Origin of the sequence: Pseudomonas antarctica (genome assembly GCF_001647715.1) — a bacterium.
Classification (GTDB): Bacteria; Pseudomonadota; Gammaproteobacteria; order Pseudomonadales; family Pseudomonadaceae; genus Aquipseudomonas; species Aquipseudomonas antarctica_A.
Genome location: NZ_CP015600.1, coordinates 5647309 through 5661835, shown reverse-complemented (window position 1 = coordinate 5661835; position 14527 = coordinate 5647309). Strand labels below are relative to the sequence as shown.

The window sequence follows — 14527 nt, the reverse complement described above, 5'->3', positions numbered from 1 at the left end:
CGCGCTTGAACGCACGAACAATCGTGCAGCGAGCGCCCGAACATACGAGCAAAACGAGTTTTATATGACGAACAAAGACGTAAGCAAAGTTAAGCGTAAAGGCACTTTCAAAAGCGCCCCGCTGCCAGTTGAAGCGCACACCGGCCCTGAGCTGGCTGGCGAAGAGCTGGTAAAAGTCGCCGTAGCTGCCCTGGAAGATGTTAAGGCCCAGGACATCCAGGTTCTGGACGTACGCGACAAGCAGAGCATCACCGACTTCATGATCATCGCCACCGGTACCTCCAACCGCCAGATCGGCGCGATGCTGGACAAGGTTCGCGAAGCCGTCAAAGCCCAAGGCGTGAAGCCGCTGGGTGAAGAAGGCAAGGGCGACAGCGACTGGGTGCTGCTGGACATGGACGACGTGATCGTTCACATGATGACTTCCAACGCCCGTCAGTTCTACGACCTGGAGCGTCTGTGGAAAGGCGCCGAGCAGAGCCGTGCGGCAGATGGCAAGCACCACAGCCCGGAAGTGGGCCACGCGCACTTCGACAAGCTCAACAAAGACCAGGAATAAGGAACGGCTGTGCGCCTGCGTCTGATCGCTGTCGGTTCACGCATGCCCAAGTGGGTGGAAGAAGGCTGGCACGAGTATGCCAAGCGTCTGCCCGCTGAGCTGTCGCTGGAGCTGGTGGAAATACCGCTCAACACCCGGGGCAAGAATGCCGACGTGGCGCGCTTTATCCGTCAGGAAGGCGAAGCCATGTTGGCCAAGGTCGGCCCCAACGAGCGTATCGTCACCCTTGAAGTGCACGGCAAGTCCTGGAGCACCGAGCAGTTGGCGGTGGAACTGGACCGCTGGCGCCTGGATTCGCGCACCGTCAACTTCATGGTCGGCGGCCCCGAAGGGCTGGCGCCGGAAGTGTGTGCGCGGGCGGACCAGCGATGGTCGCTGTCGGCACTCACGTTGCCGCACCCGTTGGTAAGGATTCTGATCGGTGAACAGCTGTATCGCGCCTGGACAGTTCTGTCCGGGCACCCTTACCACAAATAATCTGCGCCCCTCCCGATGACCCAGCCGATCCGCATCAAGGACCACGAGAAAGACGCACGTCTGGTGCGCTCGCGGGTCGTTTTCGGCGCGTTTTTGGTGGTGGGTCTGATTGCGGTGCTGATTGCGCGCCTGTATTTCCTGCAGGTGATCCAGTACGACTATCACTCCACGCTGTCGGAGAACAATCGGGTGCATGTGCAGCCTATTCCGCCGACCCGTGGGCTGATTTTCGACCGCAATGGCGTGGTGGTCGCGGATAACCGGCCCAGCTTCAGCCTGAGCATGACCCGTGAGCGTTCCGGCGACTGGCAGCAGATCCTCGATGTCATCGTCGAAGTGCTGCAACTGACGCCGGAAGACCGGGTGATCTTCGAAAAACGCATGAAGCAGGGGCGCCGGCCCTTCGAGCCGGTGCCGATCCTGTTTGAACTGACTGAAGAGCAGATCGCGCGGATCGCGGTGAACCAGTTCCGCCTGCCCGGTGTGGAAGTCGTGGCGCAGTTGGTGCGGCACTACCCGCAAGGGGCGCATTTTGCGCATTCGGTCGGCTACATGGGCCGAATCAACGAGAAAGAGCTGAAAAGCCTCGATCCGGTGAATTACAGCGGCACCCACCACATCGGCAAAACCGGCATCGAGCGTTTCTACGAGCCCGAGCTGCATGGCCAGGTGGGTTACGAGGAAGTCGAGACCAACGCCCGAGGCCGCGTGCTGCGGGTGCTCAAGCGCACCGACCCGGTGCCGGGCAAGGACATTGTGCTGAGCCTGGACATCAAGCTGCAGGAAGCGGCCGAGATGGCGCTCGGCGGTCGGCGTGGCGCCGTGGTGGCACTGGACCCCAAGACCGGCGAAGTGCTGGCGATGGTCAGCCAACCGAGTTTCGACCCTAACCTGTTTGTGACCGGGATCAGCTTCAAGGCCTACGCCGAGCTGCGTGATTCGGTTGACCGGCCGCTGTTCAACCGCGTGCTGCGCGGGCTGTATCCGCCAGGCTCGACCATCAAGCCGGCGGTGGCGATTGCCGGCCTGGATTCGGGCGTCGTGACCGCATCGAGCCGTGTGTTCGACCCGGGCTACTACATGCTGCCCAACTACGATCACAAATACCGTAACTGGAACCGCACCGGTGACGGCTATGTCGACCTGGATACCGCGATCATGCGCTCCAACGACACCTATTTTTATGACCTGGCCCACAAGCTGGGGATCGACCGGCTATCTGCCTATATGGGCAAGTTCGGCCTTGGTCAGAAAGTCTCCCTGGACATGTTCGAAGAGTCCCCCGGCTTGATGCCGTCGCGGGAGTGGAAGCGCGCGACCCGTCGCCAGGCGTGGTTCCCGGGTGAAACCCTGATTCTCGGGATCGGCCAGGGCTACATGCAGGCGACGCCGCTGCAACTGGCCCAGGCCACGGCGCTGGTGGCCAACAAAGGCATCTGGAACCGCCCGCACCTGGCCAAGACCATTGAGGGCGAGAAGCCTTTGGATGAGAACCCGATTCCCGACATTGTGCTGCGCGACCCGTCCGACTGGACCAAGGTCAACCACGGCATGCAGCAGGTGATGCACGGCGCCCGTGGTACCGCGCGCAAGGCCGCGGTCGGCGCGCAGTATCGCATTGCCGGCAAGAGCGGTACCGCCCAGGTGGTCGCGATCAAGCAGGGCGAGAAATATGACCGTTCCAAGGTTCAAGAGCGCCACCGTGACCACGCCTTGTTTGTCGGCTTCGCTCCGGCCGACGACCCGAAAATCGTGGTGGCGGTGATGGTTGAAAACGGCGAGTCCGGCTCCGGCGTCGCAGCGCCCGTGGTGCGCCAAGTGATGGACGCCTGGCTGTTGGCCGACGACGGCAAGCTCAAGCCCGAATATGGCGGCCCCCCTTCAAGCACCGAGGTTACGGCCCGTGAAGAGTAATTTTGACCGCATCCTCTCCAGCGAAGATGTGATGCGTCGGCGTGCGACGTTGCTGCAGCGCATGCACATTGATGGCCCGTTGCTGATCCTGCTGCTGACCCTTGCAGCCGGCAGCCTGTTCGTTCTTTATTCGGCCAGCGGCAAGAACTGGGACCTGTTGATCAAGCAGGCCTCGTCGTTCGGCCTGGGTCTGTTGTCGATGGTGGTGATTGCCCAGTTGGAGCCACGTTTCATGGCGCGCTGGGTGCCACTCGGTTATGTCGCCGGCGTATTGCTGTTGGTGGTGGTGGACGTGATGGGCCACAACGCCATGGGGGCGACGCGCTGGATCAACATTCCGGGGGTGATTCGCTTCCAGCCGTCGGAATTCATGAAGATCCTGATGCCGGCGACCATCGCCTGGTACCTGTCCAAGCGCACCTTGCCGCCACAGCTCAAGCACGTGGGGATCAGCCTGATATTGATCGGCGTGCCATTCATTCTGATCGTGCGCCAACCGGACCTCGGCACCTCGCTGCTGATCCTCGCGGGCGGTGCGTTCGTGCTGTTTATGGGCGGCTTGCGCTGGCGCTGGATCCTCAGCGTGCTGGCTGCGGCGATCCCGGTGGCCGTGGCCATGTGGTTCTTCTTTATGCACGACTACCAGAAGCAGCGGATCTTGACGTTCCTCGACCCGGAGAGCGACCCGTTGGGCACCGGCTGGAACATCATCCAGTCCAAAGCCGCCATCGGCTCTGGCGGTGTATTTGGTAAGGGCTGGTTACTGGGCACTCAGTCGCACCTCGACTTTTTGCCCGAGAGCCACACGGACTTCATCATTGCGGTAATGGGCGAAGAGTTCGGCCTGGTGGGCATTTGCGCGCTGTTGCTGATTTATTTGCTGTTGATTGGTCGCGGGTTGGTGATTACCGCGCAAGCGCAGACGCTGTTCGGCAAATTGCTTGCCGGCAGCCTGACCATGACTTTTTTTGTTTACGTTTTCGTCAACATCGGTATGGTCAGTGGCCTGTTGCCGGTGGTTGGGGTGCCGTTGCCGTTCATTAGCTACGGCGGAACTTCGCTGGTGACATTGCTGTCAGCGTTTGGGGTTTTGATGTCGATTCATACGCATCGCAAGTGGATCGCGCAGGTTTGAATAAGGTGAAGATGTCAATGCAAGTAATGCGCGGCTGGGCGACTCGGCACGCGTCCTGGATGGGCCTGATTGGGCTGCTGGGCGCGACGCAAGAGGTGCAGGCCGGTGACTACGATGGCTCACCCCAGGTCGCCGAATTCGTCGGTGAAATGACCCGCGACTACGGTTTCGCCGGTGAGCAGTTGATGGGCATATTCCGTGAAGCCCAGCGCAAGCAGGCGATCCTCGACGCGATCTCGCGTCCCGCCGAGCGCGTAAAACAGTGGAAAGACTATCGCCCGATGTTCCTCACCGACGCCCGTGTGGCCCGCGGTGTGGATTTCTGGCGCCAGCACGAAGCCGTGTTGGCCCGTGCCGAGCAGGAGTACGGCGTGCCGGCTCAGGTGATCGTCGCGATCATCGGCATTGAAACCTTTTACGGGCGCAATACCGGCAGCTACCGGGTGATCGACGCCTTGTCGACCCTGGGCTTCGATTACCCGCCGCGCGCCGAGTTCTTCCGCAAGGAGCTGCGCGAATTCCTGTTGCTGGCCCGCGAAGAGCAGGTCGACCCGCTGACCCTCAAAGGCTCCTACGCCGGCGCGATGGGCTTGCCGCAGTTCATGCCGAGCAGCTTTCGCGCTTATGCAGTGGATTTCGACGGCGACGGCCACATCAATATCTGGAGCAACCCCGACGACGCCATTGGCAGCGTGGCCAGCTACTTCAAGCGCCACGGCTGGGTGGCTGGCGAGCCCGTGGTGATCCGTGCCGATGTCACCGGTGATCGCGCCGATGAGGGCCTGACCCAGGGAATCGAGCCGGTCAAGACCGTTGGGGAGTTGCGAGCGCTGGGCTGGTCGAGTCAGAATGCGCCACGCGACGATATGCCGGTGACGGCGTTCCGCCTTGAAGGCGAAAACGGCCCGGAATACTGGATGGGCCTGAAGAATTTTTACGCAATCACGCGTTATAACCGCAGTGTGATGTACGCCATGGCCGTACATCAGCTGTCAGACATGCTGGTCCAAGCACGGGGCAACAAGTAATGCGGGTACCGCCGTTCAATAAACCGCTCAAGCTGGTGGCGTTTGCCGCGTTGTCCTTGCTGGTCGTCAGTTGCTCATCCACCACCAGCCGCGCGCCAGTGCAAAAGGGCGGCGCTATCGTCCGTGCCAAGCCTGGGCTGGACATCAACCGCGCGCACAAAGATGGCGCGCCGTGGTGGGATGTCGACGTTTCGAAAATCCCGGATGCCACGCCAACCCTGCACACCGGGCCGTACAAGGCCAACCCCTATACCGTGCTGGGCAAAAACTACTTTCCGCTGCAGGATTCCAAGACCTATGTCCAGTCGGGTACGGCGTCCTGGTACGGCACCAAGTTCCATGGCCAGAACACCGCCAACGGCGAAGTCTATGACCTGTACGGCATGAGCGCGGCCCACAAGACGTTGCCGCTGCCCAGCTACGTACGCGTCACCAACCTGGACAACAACCGCTCGGTGATCCTGCGGGTCAACGACCGTGGCCCGTTCTATTCGGACCGGATCATCGACTTGTCCTACGCCGCGGCCAAGAAACTCGGTTATGCCGAAATCGGCACTGCGCGGGTGAAAGTAGAAGGCATCGACCCGGCGCAGTATTGGGCCCAGCGTGGCAAACCGGCACCGTTGATGCTCAACGAGCCGCAAACCCCGCAACCGCAAGTGACTGCATCCGCCGGCAAGATCGAACAGTGGACGCCACCTCCGGCGCAGCACGCGCCGGACACCGTTGTCGTGCCTCGCGCGGCTCCGGGGGCTTCTACCGTGGGCGGTCAGTACCTGCAAGTGGGTGCTTTCGCCAACCCGGATGCGGCAGAACTGTTAAGGTCCAAGCTCAGCGGCATGGTCAACGCGCCGGTTTTCATCAGCTCCATCGTGCGTAACCAGCAGACCTTGCACCGTGTGCGCATGGGGCCGATCGGGTCGCCAAGCGAAGTGGCGCAGGTTCAGAACAGCGTGCGTCTGGCCAATCTGGGGCAACCCAGCGTGGTCACCGCCGAATAACAAAGATTGATGGCTCAGGCGCGTACGCGGGCCTGGGCCCTGGTTGTTGGCTCGTTGAACAATAAAAACCCAGGGGCAAGGGGTGAGCGGGCAACCGAACACGTGACAGTCTGGCAGCGGGCTGTCTGAATAGTTTTGCCCGCGAGGGCAAGTTTCCATAAGCAATTTCGAGAGACGGATGAACATCACCACCTTAGCCAAACGCACGTGCCTGCTTCTTTCGCTGATCATCACTCCGGCCGCCTGGGCGGTTGAAATGGTGCCGGCTTCCCCGCAACTGGCCGCCAAGGCCTGGGTTCTCATGGATGCCGCCAGCGGCAACGTGCTGGTCGAGAACAACGGTGACCAGCGCCTGCCACCGGCCAGCCTGACCAAGCTGATGACGGCTTACATCGCGACCCTGGAAATCCGTCGCGGGCAGATCGGCGAAAACGACCCGGTCACCGTCAGCGAAAATGCCTGGCGCACCGGCGGTTCGCGGATGTTCATCAAGGTGGGTTCGCAAGTCACCGTGAGCGACCTGCTGCACGGCATCATCATCCAGTCCGGTAACGACGCCAGCGTGGCCCTGTCCGAGCACATCGCCGGCAGCGAAGATGCGTTCGCCGACATGATGAACAAAACCGCTGGCGACCTGGGCATGACCAACAGCCACTTCATGAACCCGACTGGTCTGCCGAACCCGGAACACTATTCGTCGGCTCACGACATGGCGCTGCTGGCTCGCGCGATTATTCGTGTTGACCCGGTGCACTACGCGATCTACTCCCAGAAGGAATTCTTCTGGAACAACATCAAGCAGCCTAACCGCAACCTGCTGCTGTGGCGCGACAAGACCGTCGACGGCCTGAAAACCGGCCACACCGACGAAGCCGGCTACTGCATGGTGTCGTCCGCCGTACGTGATGGCCAGCGCCTGATCGCCGTCGTATTCGGTACCAACAGCGAGCAGGCCCGTGCGGCCGAAACGCAAAAACTGCTGACCTACGGCTTCCGCTTCTTCGAAACCCAGACCTTCTACCAGAAGGGCACTGAACTGGCGCAGGCGCCGGTATGGAAAGGCGCAACCCATCAAGTCAAAGCCGGCCTGGCTGAAGACCTGACCCTGACCATGCCTAAAGGCCAGCTGAAAAAGCTCGCTGCCAGCATGACCATGAACCCGCAATTGGTAGCGCCAATCGCCAAGGGTGACGTTATCGGTAAAGTCGAAGTGAAACTGGACGACAAGGTGGTGCACAGCGCCGACCTGATCGCGCTGGACGCCGTCGACGAAGGTGGTATCTTCCGCCGCGTGTGGGATAGCATCCGTCTATTCTTCTACAGCTTGTTCAACTGATAAGTGTGCACCTGCAAAGCCCCGTGTTGATCCGACACGGGGCTTTGCCCGTCGCCACGGCTTACGCTTACGAGGCCGTTACGCCATGACCGATAAAGAAGTAAAGGCGCCAAAGATCGAATTCCCGAACGTGGACTATCCCGTCAAGGTGATCAGCGATACCGGTGTGGGCAACAAAGACAAGATTCTCGAGATTGTGCGTAAACACGCGACGATCAACGACAACCGGGTGGACGAGCGTTTGAGCTCCAACGGTAAATACACCACGATCCAGTTGCACATCGTTGCGACCGGTCAAGACCAGCTCTACGACATCAACAGCGAACTGCGGGCCACCGGCTTCGTGCACATGGTGCTGTGATGTCACAGGTCCTGGGCTTTCGCGAGCTCGGCCAGATGGCCTACGAGCCCGTCTGGCACGCCATGCAGCGCTTCACCAATGAGCGCGGCAGTTCGGCACCGGATGAGATCTGGCTGGTGGAGCACCCGCCGGTGTTCACCCAGGGCCAGGCTGGCAAGGCCGAGCACCTGCTGCTGCCGGGGGATATCCCGGTGGTGCAGGTCGACCGAGGCGGTCAAGTGACTTACCATGGGCCGGGTCAGCTTGTAGCGTATCTATTGCTGGACGTGCGCAAGCTTGGGTTTGGCGTACGTGACCTTGTAAGCCGCATGGAGGCTTGCCTGATCGAGCTGTTGGCCAGTTACGGCGTGAGCGCTGCGGCCAAGCCCGATGCACCCGGTGTGTACGTGGACGGCGCGAAAATCGCCTCACTCGGTTTGCGGATTCGCCACGGTTGTTCCTTTCATGGCCTGGCCCTGAATGTGGACATGGACCTGGCGCCGTTTCGGCGGATCAACCCGTGCGGTTACGCCGGGCTGGCGATGACCCAACTGAGCGACCACGCCACACCGATTAAATTTGCCGAGGTAAGTGCCCGGCTGCGTGCGCAGCTCGTCAAACACCTCGACTATGCTGAGCAGACGACCCTCACGGGCGGAATCGACTGATTATGACTACTGATGCAGTGCAAACCATGATCCCGACGCTGGATGTTACCGAACGTCCGGCCCCGGCCCCGCGTGCCAAGGTGGAAGCCGGCGTCAAGCTGCGCGGCGCCGAGAAGGTTGCACGCATCCCGGTCAAGATCATCCCGACCACCGAACTGCCGAAAAAACCGGACTGGATTCGCGTGCGCATCCCGGTCTCGCCGGAAGTCGACCGTATCAAGGCCCTGCTGCGCAAACACAAGCTGCACAGCGTGTGCGAAGAAGCGTCCTGCCCGAACCTGGGTGAGTGCTTCTCCGGCGGCACCGCCACCTTCATGATCATGGGTGACATCTGCACCCGTCGTTGCCCGTTCTGCGACGTTGGCCATGGCCGGCCGAAGCCACTGGACGTCAACGAGCCGGAAAGCCTGGCCATCGCCATTGCCGACCTGAAACTCAAGTACGTGGTAATCACCTCGGTAGACCGCGACGACCTGCGTGACGGCGGTGCCCAGCACTTTGCCGACTGCATCCGCGAAATCCGCAAGCTGTCGCCGAACGTGATGCTCGAAACCCTGGTTCCTGACTATCGCGGTCGCATGGACGTCGCGCTGGAAATCACCGCGGCCGAGCCACCGGATGTGTTCAACCACAACCTGGAAACCGTGCCACGCCTGTACAAGGCGGCGCGCCCGGGTTCGGACTACCAGTGGTCGCTGACCCTGCTGCAGAAATTCAAGCAGATGATGCCGCACATCCCGACCAAATCCGGCCTGATGCTGGGCCTGGGCGAAACCGACGAAGAAGTGATCGAAGTCATGAAGCGCATGCGCGAACACGACATCGACATGCTGACCCTGGGCCAGTACCTGCAACCGTCCCGCAGCCACTTGCCGGTGCAGCGTTTCGTGCACCCGGACATCTTCGCCTGGTTTGCCGAGGAAGGTTACAAGATGGGCTTCAAGAACGTGGCGTCAGGCCCGCTGGTACGTTCCTCGTACCACGCTGATGAGCAGGCCAAGCTGGTCAAGGCAAGCCTGGTTTCCTGATAGGGGTTTGCGTAACGCCGCTTATCCAATGTGGGAGCGGGCTTGTGTGGGAGCTGGCTTGCCTGCGATACAGACACCTCGATCTATCCGTTTATCGAGGTGATGCATTCGCAGGCAAGCCAGCTCCCACAAGGTCCCGCTCCCACATTTCGTTCTGCGTTGTTATATAGAGGGAGAGCATGGATGAAGACTCAACTCGCGGCCGCTGTGCCTGCTTTACGTGCCGAAGGTGTGATTGGCCTGATCGCCCCTGCCGGTCCTGCCGCACTGGATGTTGAAAAAGCCGGGCAATGGATGCGCGCCCGTGGCCACGAACTGCGGATATTTTCGGGTGTGTATGAGCGCGACGGCTACCTGGCCGGCAGTGATGACGTGCGCCTGCGTGACTTGCATGCTGCTTTCTCCGATCCTGAAATCGATGCCATCTTCTGTCTGCGTGGCGGCTACGGCACACCGCGCTTGCTTGACCGGCTGGATTTCGAGCTGATTCGCGCCAATCCCAAACCGTTCGTGGGTTATAGCGATATCACGGCTCTGCACCTTGCCATCAACCGTTATGCGGGTTTCGTGACCTTTCATGGGCCGATGCTTAACGCCGACCTGCTCGGTGACAAGCAGCAGCCTACCGAGTCGTCCTTGTTCAGCATGCTACGTGGCCAACTCCGCGCCGGTAGCGTGCTCGCGCACCCGGTGGCTTATCCGCTGACGACGATTGAGCCCGGTATCGCGTGTGGGCGTTTGCTCGGGGGGAACCTGTCGATGATCGCGGCGGTGATGGGCACAGCCTACGAAATCGACGCTGAAGGCATCATCCTGTTTATCGAAGACGTCAACGAGCCGATTTATCGGATTGACCGCCTGCTGACCCATTTGCGCCTGGCGGGCAAGCTGGCCCAGGTGGCGGGTGTGTTGGTGGGGGATGTGTCGGGTGTGGATAACGCTGCGCTTTCGCGACTGCTGAAGCAGACCTTCGAACCGTTGTGCATACCGGTGTTGTCCGGCTGGCGCAGTGGCCACTGCGATCCGAACCTGACGTTGCCAATGGGCGCGTTGGTGCGGTTGGATGCCGGGGAGCAGCGGGTGGTGTTGGAACAGGATGTCGTGTCCAGCTGCTGATTTTTGTCGCTGGTCAGGCCGCTATCGCAGGCAAGCCAGCTCCCACATTCAACCGTGTCCATACGTTGGAGTGCAGTCTAATGTGGGAGCAGCGGGTGGGGCTGGAACAGGATGTTGTTCTGAAGTAATTTTCGCCTGTCATGCCGTCTTCGCAGGCAAGCCAGCTCCCACATTCAACCGTGTCCATACGTTGGAGTGCGGTCTAATGTGGGAGCAGCGGGTGGTGTTGGAACAGGATGTTGTTCTGAAGTAATTTTCGCCTGTCATGCCGTCTTCGCGAGCAAGCCCGCTCCCACATTCAACCGTGTCCATACGTTGGAGTGCGGTCTAATGTGGGAGCGGGCTTGCTCGCGAAAGCGGCAGTCGCCGTAAGCCGATTTACCGGCTCTGCAACGACTCCAGCAGCTTCACCGTCGGATACCCATCCGCCGGCCAACCCAACGACTGCTGTGCTGCCCGGATCGCCTTACGCGTATTCGCGCCGATAATGCCGTCCGGGTTACCAGCGTCATACCCATTGGCGCTGAGCGCCGTCTGCAAATCAATGCGCTGGGAACGACTCAGCGGCAGTTCATCTTTTGGCCAATCGCCACGAATCACACCCGCGCCACCAAACCGCTCTGACAACAGGCCTACCGCCAGCGCGTAGGACGACGAGTTGTTGTACTTGAGGATTGCGCGGAAGTTATCCAGCACCAGGAACGCCGGGCCACGGTAGCCTGCCGGCAGCAGCAGGGCGGCGGACAAGGAGTCGACGTTTGGCGGCATGCTCGCACCCGGCGGCAGTTGGATGCCAAGCTTCATCCACTCGCCAACGCTTTTGCGTATACCGCCATCGGCGAGGGCGTAATCGAAGTTCGCCGGCAGTTGTTTCACCTCAAAGCCCCACGGCTGGCCTTTCTGCCAGCCGGAGCTTTGCAGGTAGTGCGCGGTGGAGGCGAGGGCGTCGGCAGGGCTGTTCCAGATATCGCGACGACCGTCGCCATCGAAGTCGACGGCGTGGGTGTTGTAGGTGGTCGGGATGAACTGGGTCTGGCCCATGGCACCGGCCCAGGAGCCTTTCATCTGGTCGGCCTGGATGTCGCCATGCTGGATGATTTGCAGCGCCGCCAGCAGTTGTGCCTGGGCGAACGCCGGGCGACGGCCTTCATAAGCCAGGGTCGCCAGGGAGCGAATCACCGAATTATTGCCCTGGAACTGGCCAAAGTTGCTTTCCATACCCCACACCGACACCAACGCCTGGCGGTCGACGCCATAACGTTGCTCGATACTTTGCAGGATATCGGCGTACTTGATCAGCAAGGCCTGGCCGTTACGCACGCGCACTGGCGACAGGGCACCGTCGAGGTATTCCCATACTGGCCGGGAAAATTCCGGTTGGCTGCGGTCTGCGCGAATCACCGCCATATCGGGTGTGACGTTAGCGAAGGCGTTATCAAAAACGGCAGCGGTGATACCCGCTTTGAGGGCTTCCACTCGAAAGCCAGCCTGCCATTCGGCAAAGGTCTGGGTCGGTTGGATATCAAGGTTGTCCACAGCCAAGGGCGCAACCACAGCAGGCGCAACGGCCGGCACGGTCTGGAGTCTTGGCAGGGGTTGAGCGTCCGCGGCGGTAGGTTTTTCCGCGCAGGCGACAAGCAGAATGAGGCTGGAGGCAGCAATCAATTGGCGAAGGTGCCAACGACGGGAAAGACTAGAGGGCATGCACAGGTCCAGGGATTACAAATCAGGTACAGACCTTATCATGCCGGAGGGGCGCTTGCCTTCAGGCAGCCAGAAAGTAAGAAGCCTCCCAGCTATTAGACTGGAAGGCTTCGCGGCGGTAGCTGCCTTTGCCCTTGCCGGCGCGTTCCTGACGGCTGCGGAACAGTGGCTGGGCGATGATGGATTTGGCCTTGTTGGGGCCATGCTTGGATGGCTTTTTGCTCATGTCGGTGCTCTCTTTATGTGGGCTTGAGATGGGATGAAGCGGTGCAAATCATCTGCCGAAGTGGCGCCGCTGTAAAGCCCGGCGCTGTGTAGGAAATATAGAAGATCTGAACGTGTGCACCGTTAAAAGGTGGGGCTTGCTCGCGAATAGGGTGTGTCAGTCACTATACAGGTTGACTGAACCACCGTATTCGCGAGCAAGCCCGCTCCCACATAGGTTCTGTGCTGTCAGGTGAAACAGCTATTCAGCAGGCAATGTCAGGCGCTGGCCAGACATCAACAGTGACAAACGACTCAGGCTCATCCACGGCGAGCCCGCCGCCTGGCCTTTGATCTGCGCATCGATGCGCTGGGCTTCCAGCAACAGTTGCGCCCAGCGTTGCGCCGAGTACCGTTGCAGGGCTTTGCTCATCAGCGGTTTCCGTTTGTCCCACACAGGAGGTTTGGCCTGGCTGAAGCATTTGTCCAACGGTGTGCCCTGACTGAATTGCAGGGAAATATTAGCCAGTACCCGCAGTTCCCGGGCCAGGGCCCACAGAATCACCGGTGGCTCCACGCCTTCGCCACGCAGCCCTTCAAGCATGCGCAACGCGTGGGCGGGTTCGCCGTTAAGGATCGCATCCACTAGCCCGAACACGTCAAAGCGAGCGCTATCGGCCACTGCGCCTTGGACGGTTTCGACCGTTATCTGCCCTTCGTCAGCCATCAGCTTGAGCTTTTCGATTTCCTGGGCGGCGGCAAGCAAGTTGCCTTCGACCCGGGCGGCAATCAGCTCTACGGCGTCTTGTGTCGCCGACAGCCCCGATTGGGACAGGCGCTGACGAATCCATTGCGGCAACTGGTTGCTGTCCACTGGCCAGATCTGGATGAACTGAGTTTGCGGGCCTTCTACCAGCGCCTTGCCCCACTTGGTTTTCTGCGCGCTGCCATCCAGCTTGGGCAGGCTGATCAGCAACACCGTGTCTTCAGCGGGGCGCGAGCAGTATTCCATCAAGGCCGCCGCACCCTTGTCCCCGGGCTTGCCTGAAGGCAGGCGCAGTTCCAACAGGCGTTTTTCGGCGAACAGCGACATGCTCGCACCCGCTTGCAGCAGCGTCCCCCAGTCGAAACTGGCATCGGCGCTGAACACCTGGCGTTCGTCGAAGCCTTGCTGGCGTGCGGCGGTGCGAATGGCGTCTGCGGCTTCCTGGCACAACAGCGGGTCATCACCGCTGACGATATAGACAGGCGCAAGGCCACCTTGCAGGTGTTTGGCGAGTTGGGCGGGTGCGAGTTTCATAGGCGGGGCGAACGGGGCGCCAAAGGCGCCCCGTCTGGCTTACTCGACAGGGACTTCAACAGGCGATTGTTTCGGCGTGTTGTCTTCATACTCTTTCGCGGCTTTCAGGGCATCGGCGTCAGCCTTGGCCTTGTTGTCGGCAGTTTGCTGCAAGGCTGCGAGTTTGTCCGGGGTCAGCTGCTGCAAGCGGACCATCAGACGCTGCACCAGCTCACGACGCATTTCCTTGCGAACCTGGATGATCTCCGAGTCAGAACCCACCAGGTTGTTACCGTCGTGGCTCACGACCTTCTGCACTTCAACCTTGTCACCCATCAATGGCAGGTGGTCGCGGCCTTGCAGTTCGTAGATCACCAGGCTGTTCAGCTCAATGTCCGACGCACGGCCGGCACTGGCGTAGCTGAGGTTACGCTGGGTTTCTTTCTCGTCCACCAGGACCAGTTTGTAGGTCGCGCCGGCAGCGACACGCACACCGCTGCTTTCCAGGGTCTGGCGCAGTTGCGTCACGGTATCGCCATAGGCGTTACGGGCGCTGACGTCCAGTTCCTTGATGCTCAGTTCGTTGGTGCCGGTGCCACGCAGCTGAAAGCCGCAAGCGCTCAGCAGCACAGCGAGGCCCATCACCAGCAAATTGCGTTTGATCATTTTGTTGCTCCCCTTGAAACCATGTGGGCCTTATCGAGGCCTTAAAGGTTTAGTTCGGCGCAGGGCTCAAGC

15 protein-coding genes are annotated in these 14527 nt (G+C 60.6%); 11 read left to right on the top strand and 4 right to left on the bottom strand.

Annotated elements, in window-relative coordinates:
- Positions 1–64 precede the first annotated feature (64 nt).
- The 11 genes from rsfS (at position 65) to A7J50_RS25645 (ending at position 10602) form a co-directional block, all read left to right on the top strand.
- Positions 65–559: a ribosome silencing factor gene (rsfS, locus tag A7J50_RS25695; RefSeq protein WP_003215432.1), complete on the top strand. Its 495-nt coding sequence runs from the start codon at positions 65–67 to the stop codon at positions 557–559.
- Between the two features lie 9 nt (positions 560–568).
- Positions 569–1036 (top strand): 23S rRNA (pseudouridine(1915)-N(3))-methyltransferase RlmH, encoded by a 468-nt coding sequence (rlmH, locus tag A7J50_RS25690; RefSeq protein ID WP_064454284.1) that lies wholly within the window; start codon positions 569–571, stop codon positions 1034–1036.
- 15 nt (positions 1037–1051) lie between these two features.
- The gene (gene mrdA / locus A7J50_RS25685; protein WP_064454283.1) at positions 1052–2950 is read left to right on the top strand and encodes a penicillin-binding protein 2; all 1899 of its coding nucleotides are present in this window, start codon (positions 1052–1054) and stop codon (positions 2948–2950) included.
- A 31-nt stretch (positions 2951–2981) separates the two neighbouring features.
- Positions 2982–4085, top strand: a complete 1104-nt coding sequence (gene rodA / locus A7J50_RS25680) for a rod shape-determining protein RodA (protein WP_057703348.1) — start codon at positions 2982–2984, stop codon at positions 4083–4085.
- A 17-nt stretch (positions 4086–4102) separates the two neighbouring features.
- Positions 4103–5113 carry a lytic murein transglycosylase B gene (gene mltB / locus A7J50_RS25675; protein ID WP_064454282.1) on the top strand — a complete coding sequence of 337 codons (1011 nt, stop codon included), beginning with the start codon at positions 4103–4105 and terminating at the stop codon, positions 5111–5113.
- Positions 5113–6114 carry a septal ring lytic transglycosylase RlpA family protein gene (locus A7J50_RS25670; RefSeq protein ID WP_064454281.1) on the top strand — a complete coding sequence of 334 codons (1002 nt, stop codon included), beginning with the start codon at positions 5113–5115 and terminating at the stop codon, positions 6112–6114. The genes mltB and A7J50_RS25670 overlap by 1 nt, the downstream gene beginning before the upstream one ends.
- Before the next feature lie 178 nt (positions 6115–6292).
- Positions 6293–7450 carry a D-alanyl-D-alanine carboxypeptidase family protein gene (locus tag A7J50_RS25665; protein WP_064454280.1) on the top strand — a complete coding sequence of 386 codons (1158 nt, stop codon included), beginning with the start codon at positions 6293–6295 and terminating at the stop codon, positions 7448–7450.
- Positions 7451–7535: 85 nt separating this feature from the next.
- Positions 7536–7811, top strand: a complete 276-nt coding sequence (locus A7J50_RS25660; RefSeq protein ID WP_064454279.1) for a DUF493 domain-containing protein — start codon at positions 7536–7538, stop codon at positions 7809–7811.
- Positions 7811–8458: a lipoyl(octanoyl) transferase LipB gene (lipB, locus tag A7J50_RS25655; RefSeq protein WP_064454278.1), complete on the top strand. Its 648-nt coding sequence runs from the start codon at positions 7811–7813 to the stop codon at positions 8456–8458. The genes A7J50_RS25660 and lipB overlap by 1 nt, the downstream gene beginning before the upstream one ends.
- Before the next feature lie 26 nt (positions 8459–8484).
- Positions 8485–9486 (top strand): lipoyl synthase, encoded by a 1002-nt coding sequence (gene lipA, locus A7J50_RS25650; protein WP_167353740.1) that lies wholly within the window; start codon positions 8485–8487, stop codon positions 9484–9486.
- A gap of 183 nt (positions 9487–9669) precedes the next feature.
- Positions 9670–10602 (top strand): S66 peptidase family protein, encoded by a 933-nt coding sequence (locus A7J50_RS25645; protein WP_064454276.1) that lies wholly within the window; start codon positions 9670–9672, stop codon positions 10600–10602.
- Positions 10603–10980: 378 nt separating this feature from the next.
- Here the strand turns inward: A7J50_RS25645 and A7J50_RS25640 are convergent, their stop codons facing one another.
- From A7J50_RS25640 to lptE, 4 genes are all read right to left on the bottom strand, one after another.
- Positions 10981–12306, bottom strand: a complete 1326-nt coding sequence (locus tag A7J50_RS25640; protein ID WP_064454275.1) for a lytic murein transglycosylase — start codon at positions 12304–12306, stop codon at positions 10981–10983.
- Between the two features lie 61 nt (positions 12307–12367).
- Positions 12368–12532 carry an alternative ribosome rescue factor ArfA gene (gene arfA, locus A7J50_RS25635; protein WP_003176285.1) on the bottom strand — a complete coding sequence of 55 codons (165 nt, stop codon included), beginning with the start codon at positions 12530–12532 and terminating at the stop codon, positions 12368–12370.
- Positions 12533–12772: 240 nt separating this feature from the next.
- Positions 12773–13810: a DNA polymerase III subunit delta gene (gene holA / locus A7J50_RS25630; protein ID WP_064454274.1), complete on the bottom strand. Its 1038-nt coding sequence runs from the start codon at positions 13808–13810 to the stop codon at positions 12773–12775.
- 39 nt (positions 13811–13849) lie between these two features.
- The gene (gene lptE, locus A7J50_RS25625) at positions 13850–14455 is read right to left on the bottom strand and encodes an LPS assembly lipoprotein LptE (RefSeq protein WP_064454273.1); all 606 of its coding nucleotides are present in this window, start codon (positions 14453–14455) and stop codon (positions 13850–13852) included.
- Positions 14456–14527 lie beyond the last annotated feature (72 nt).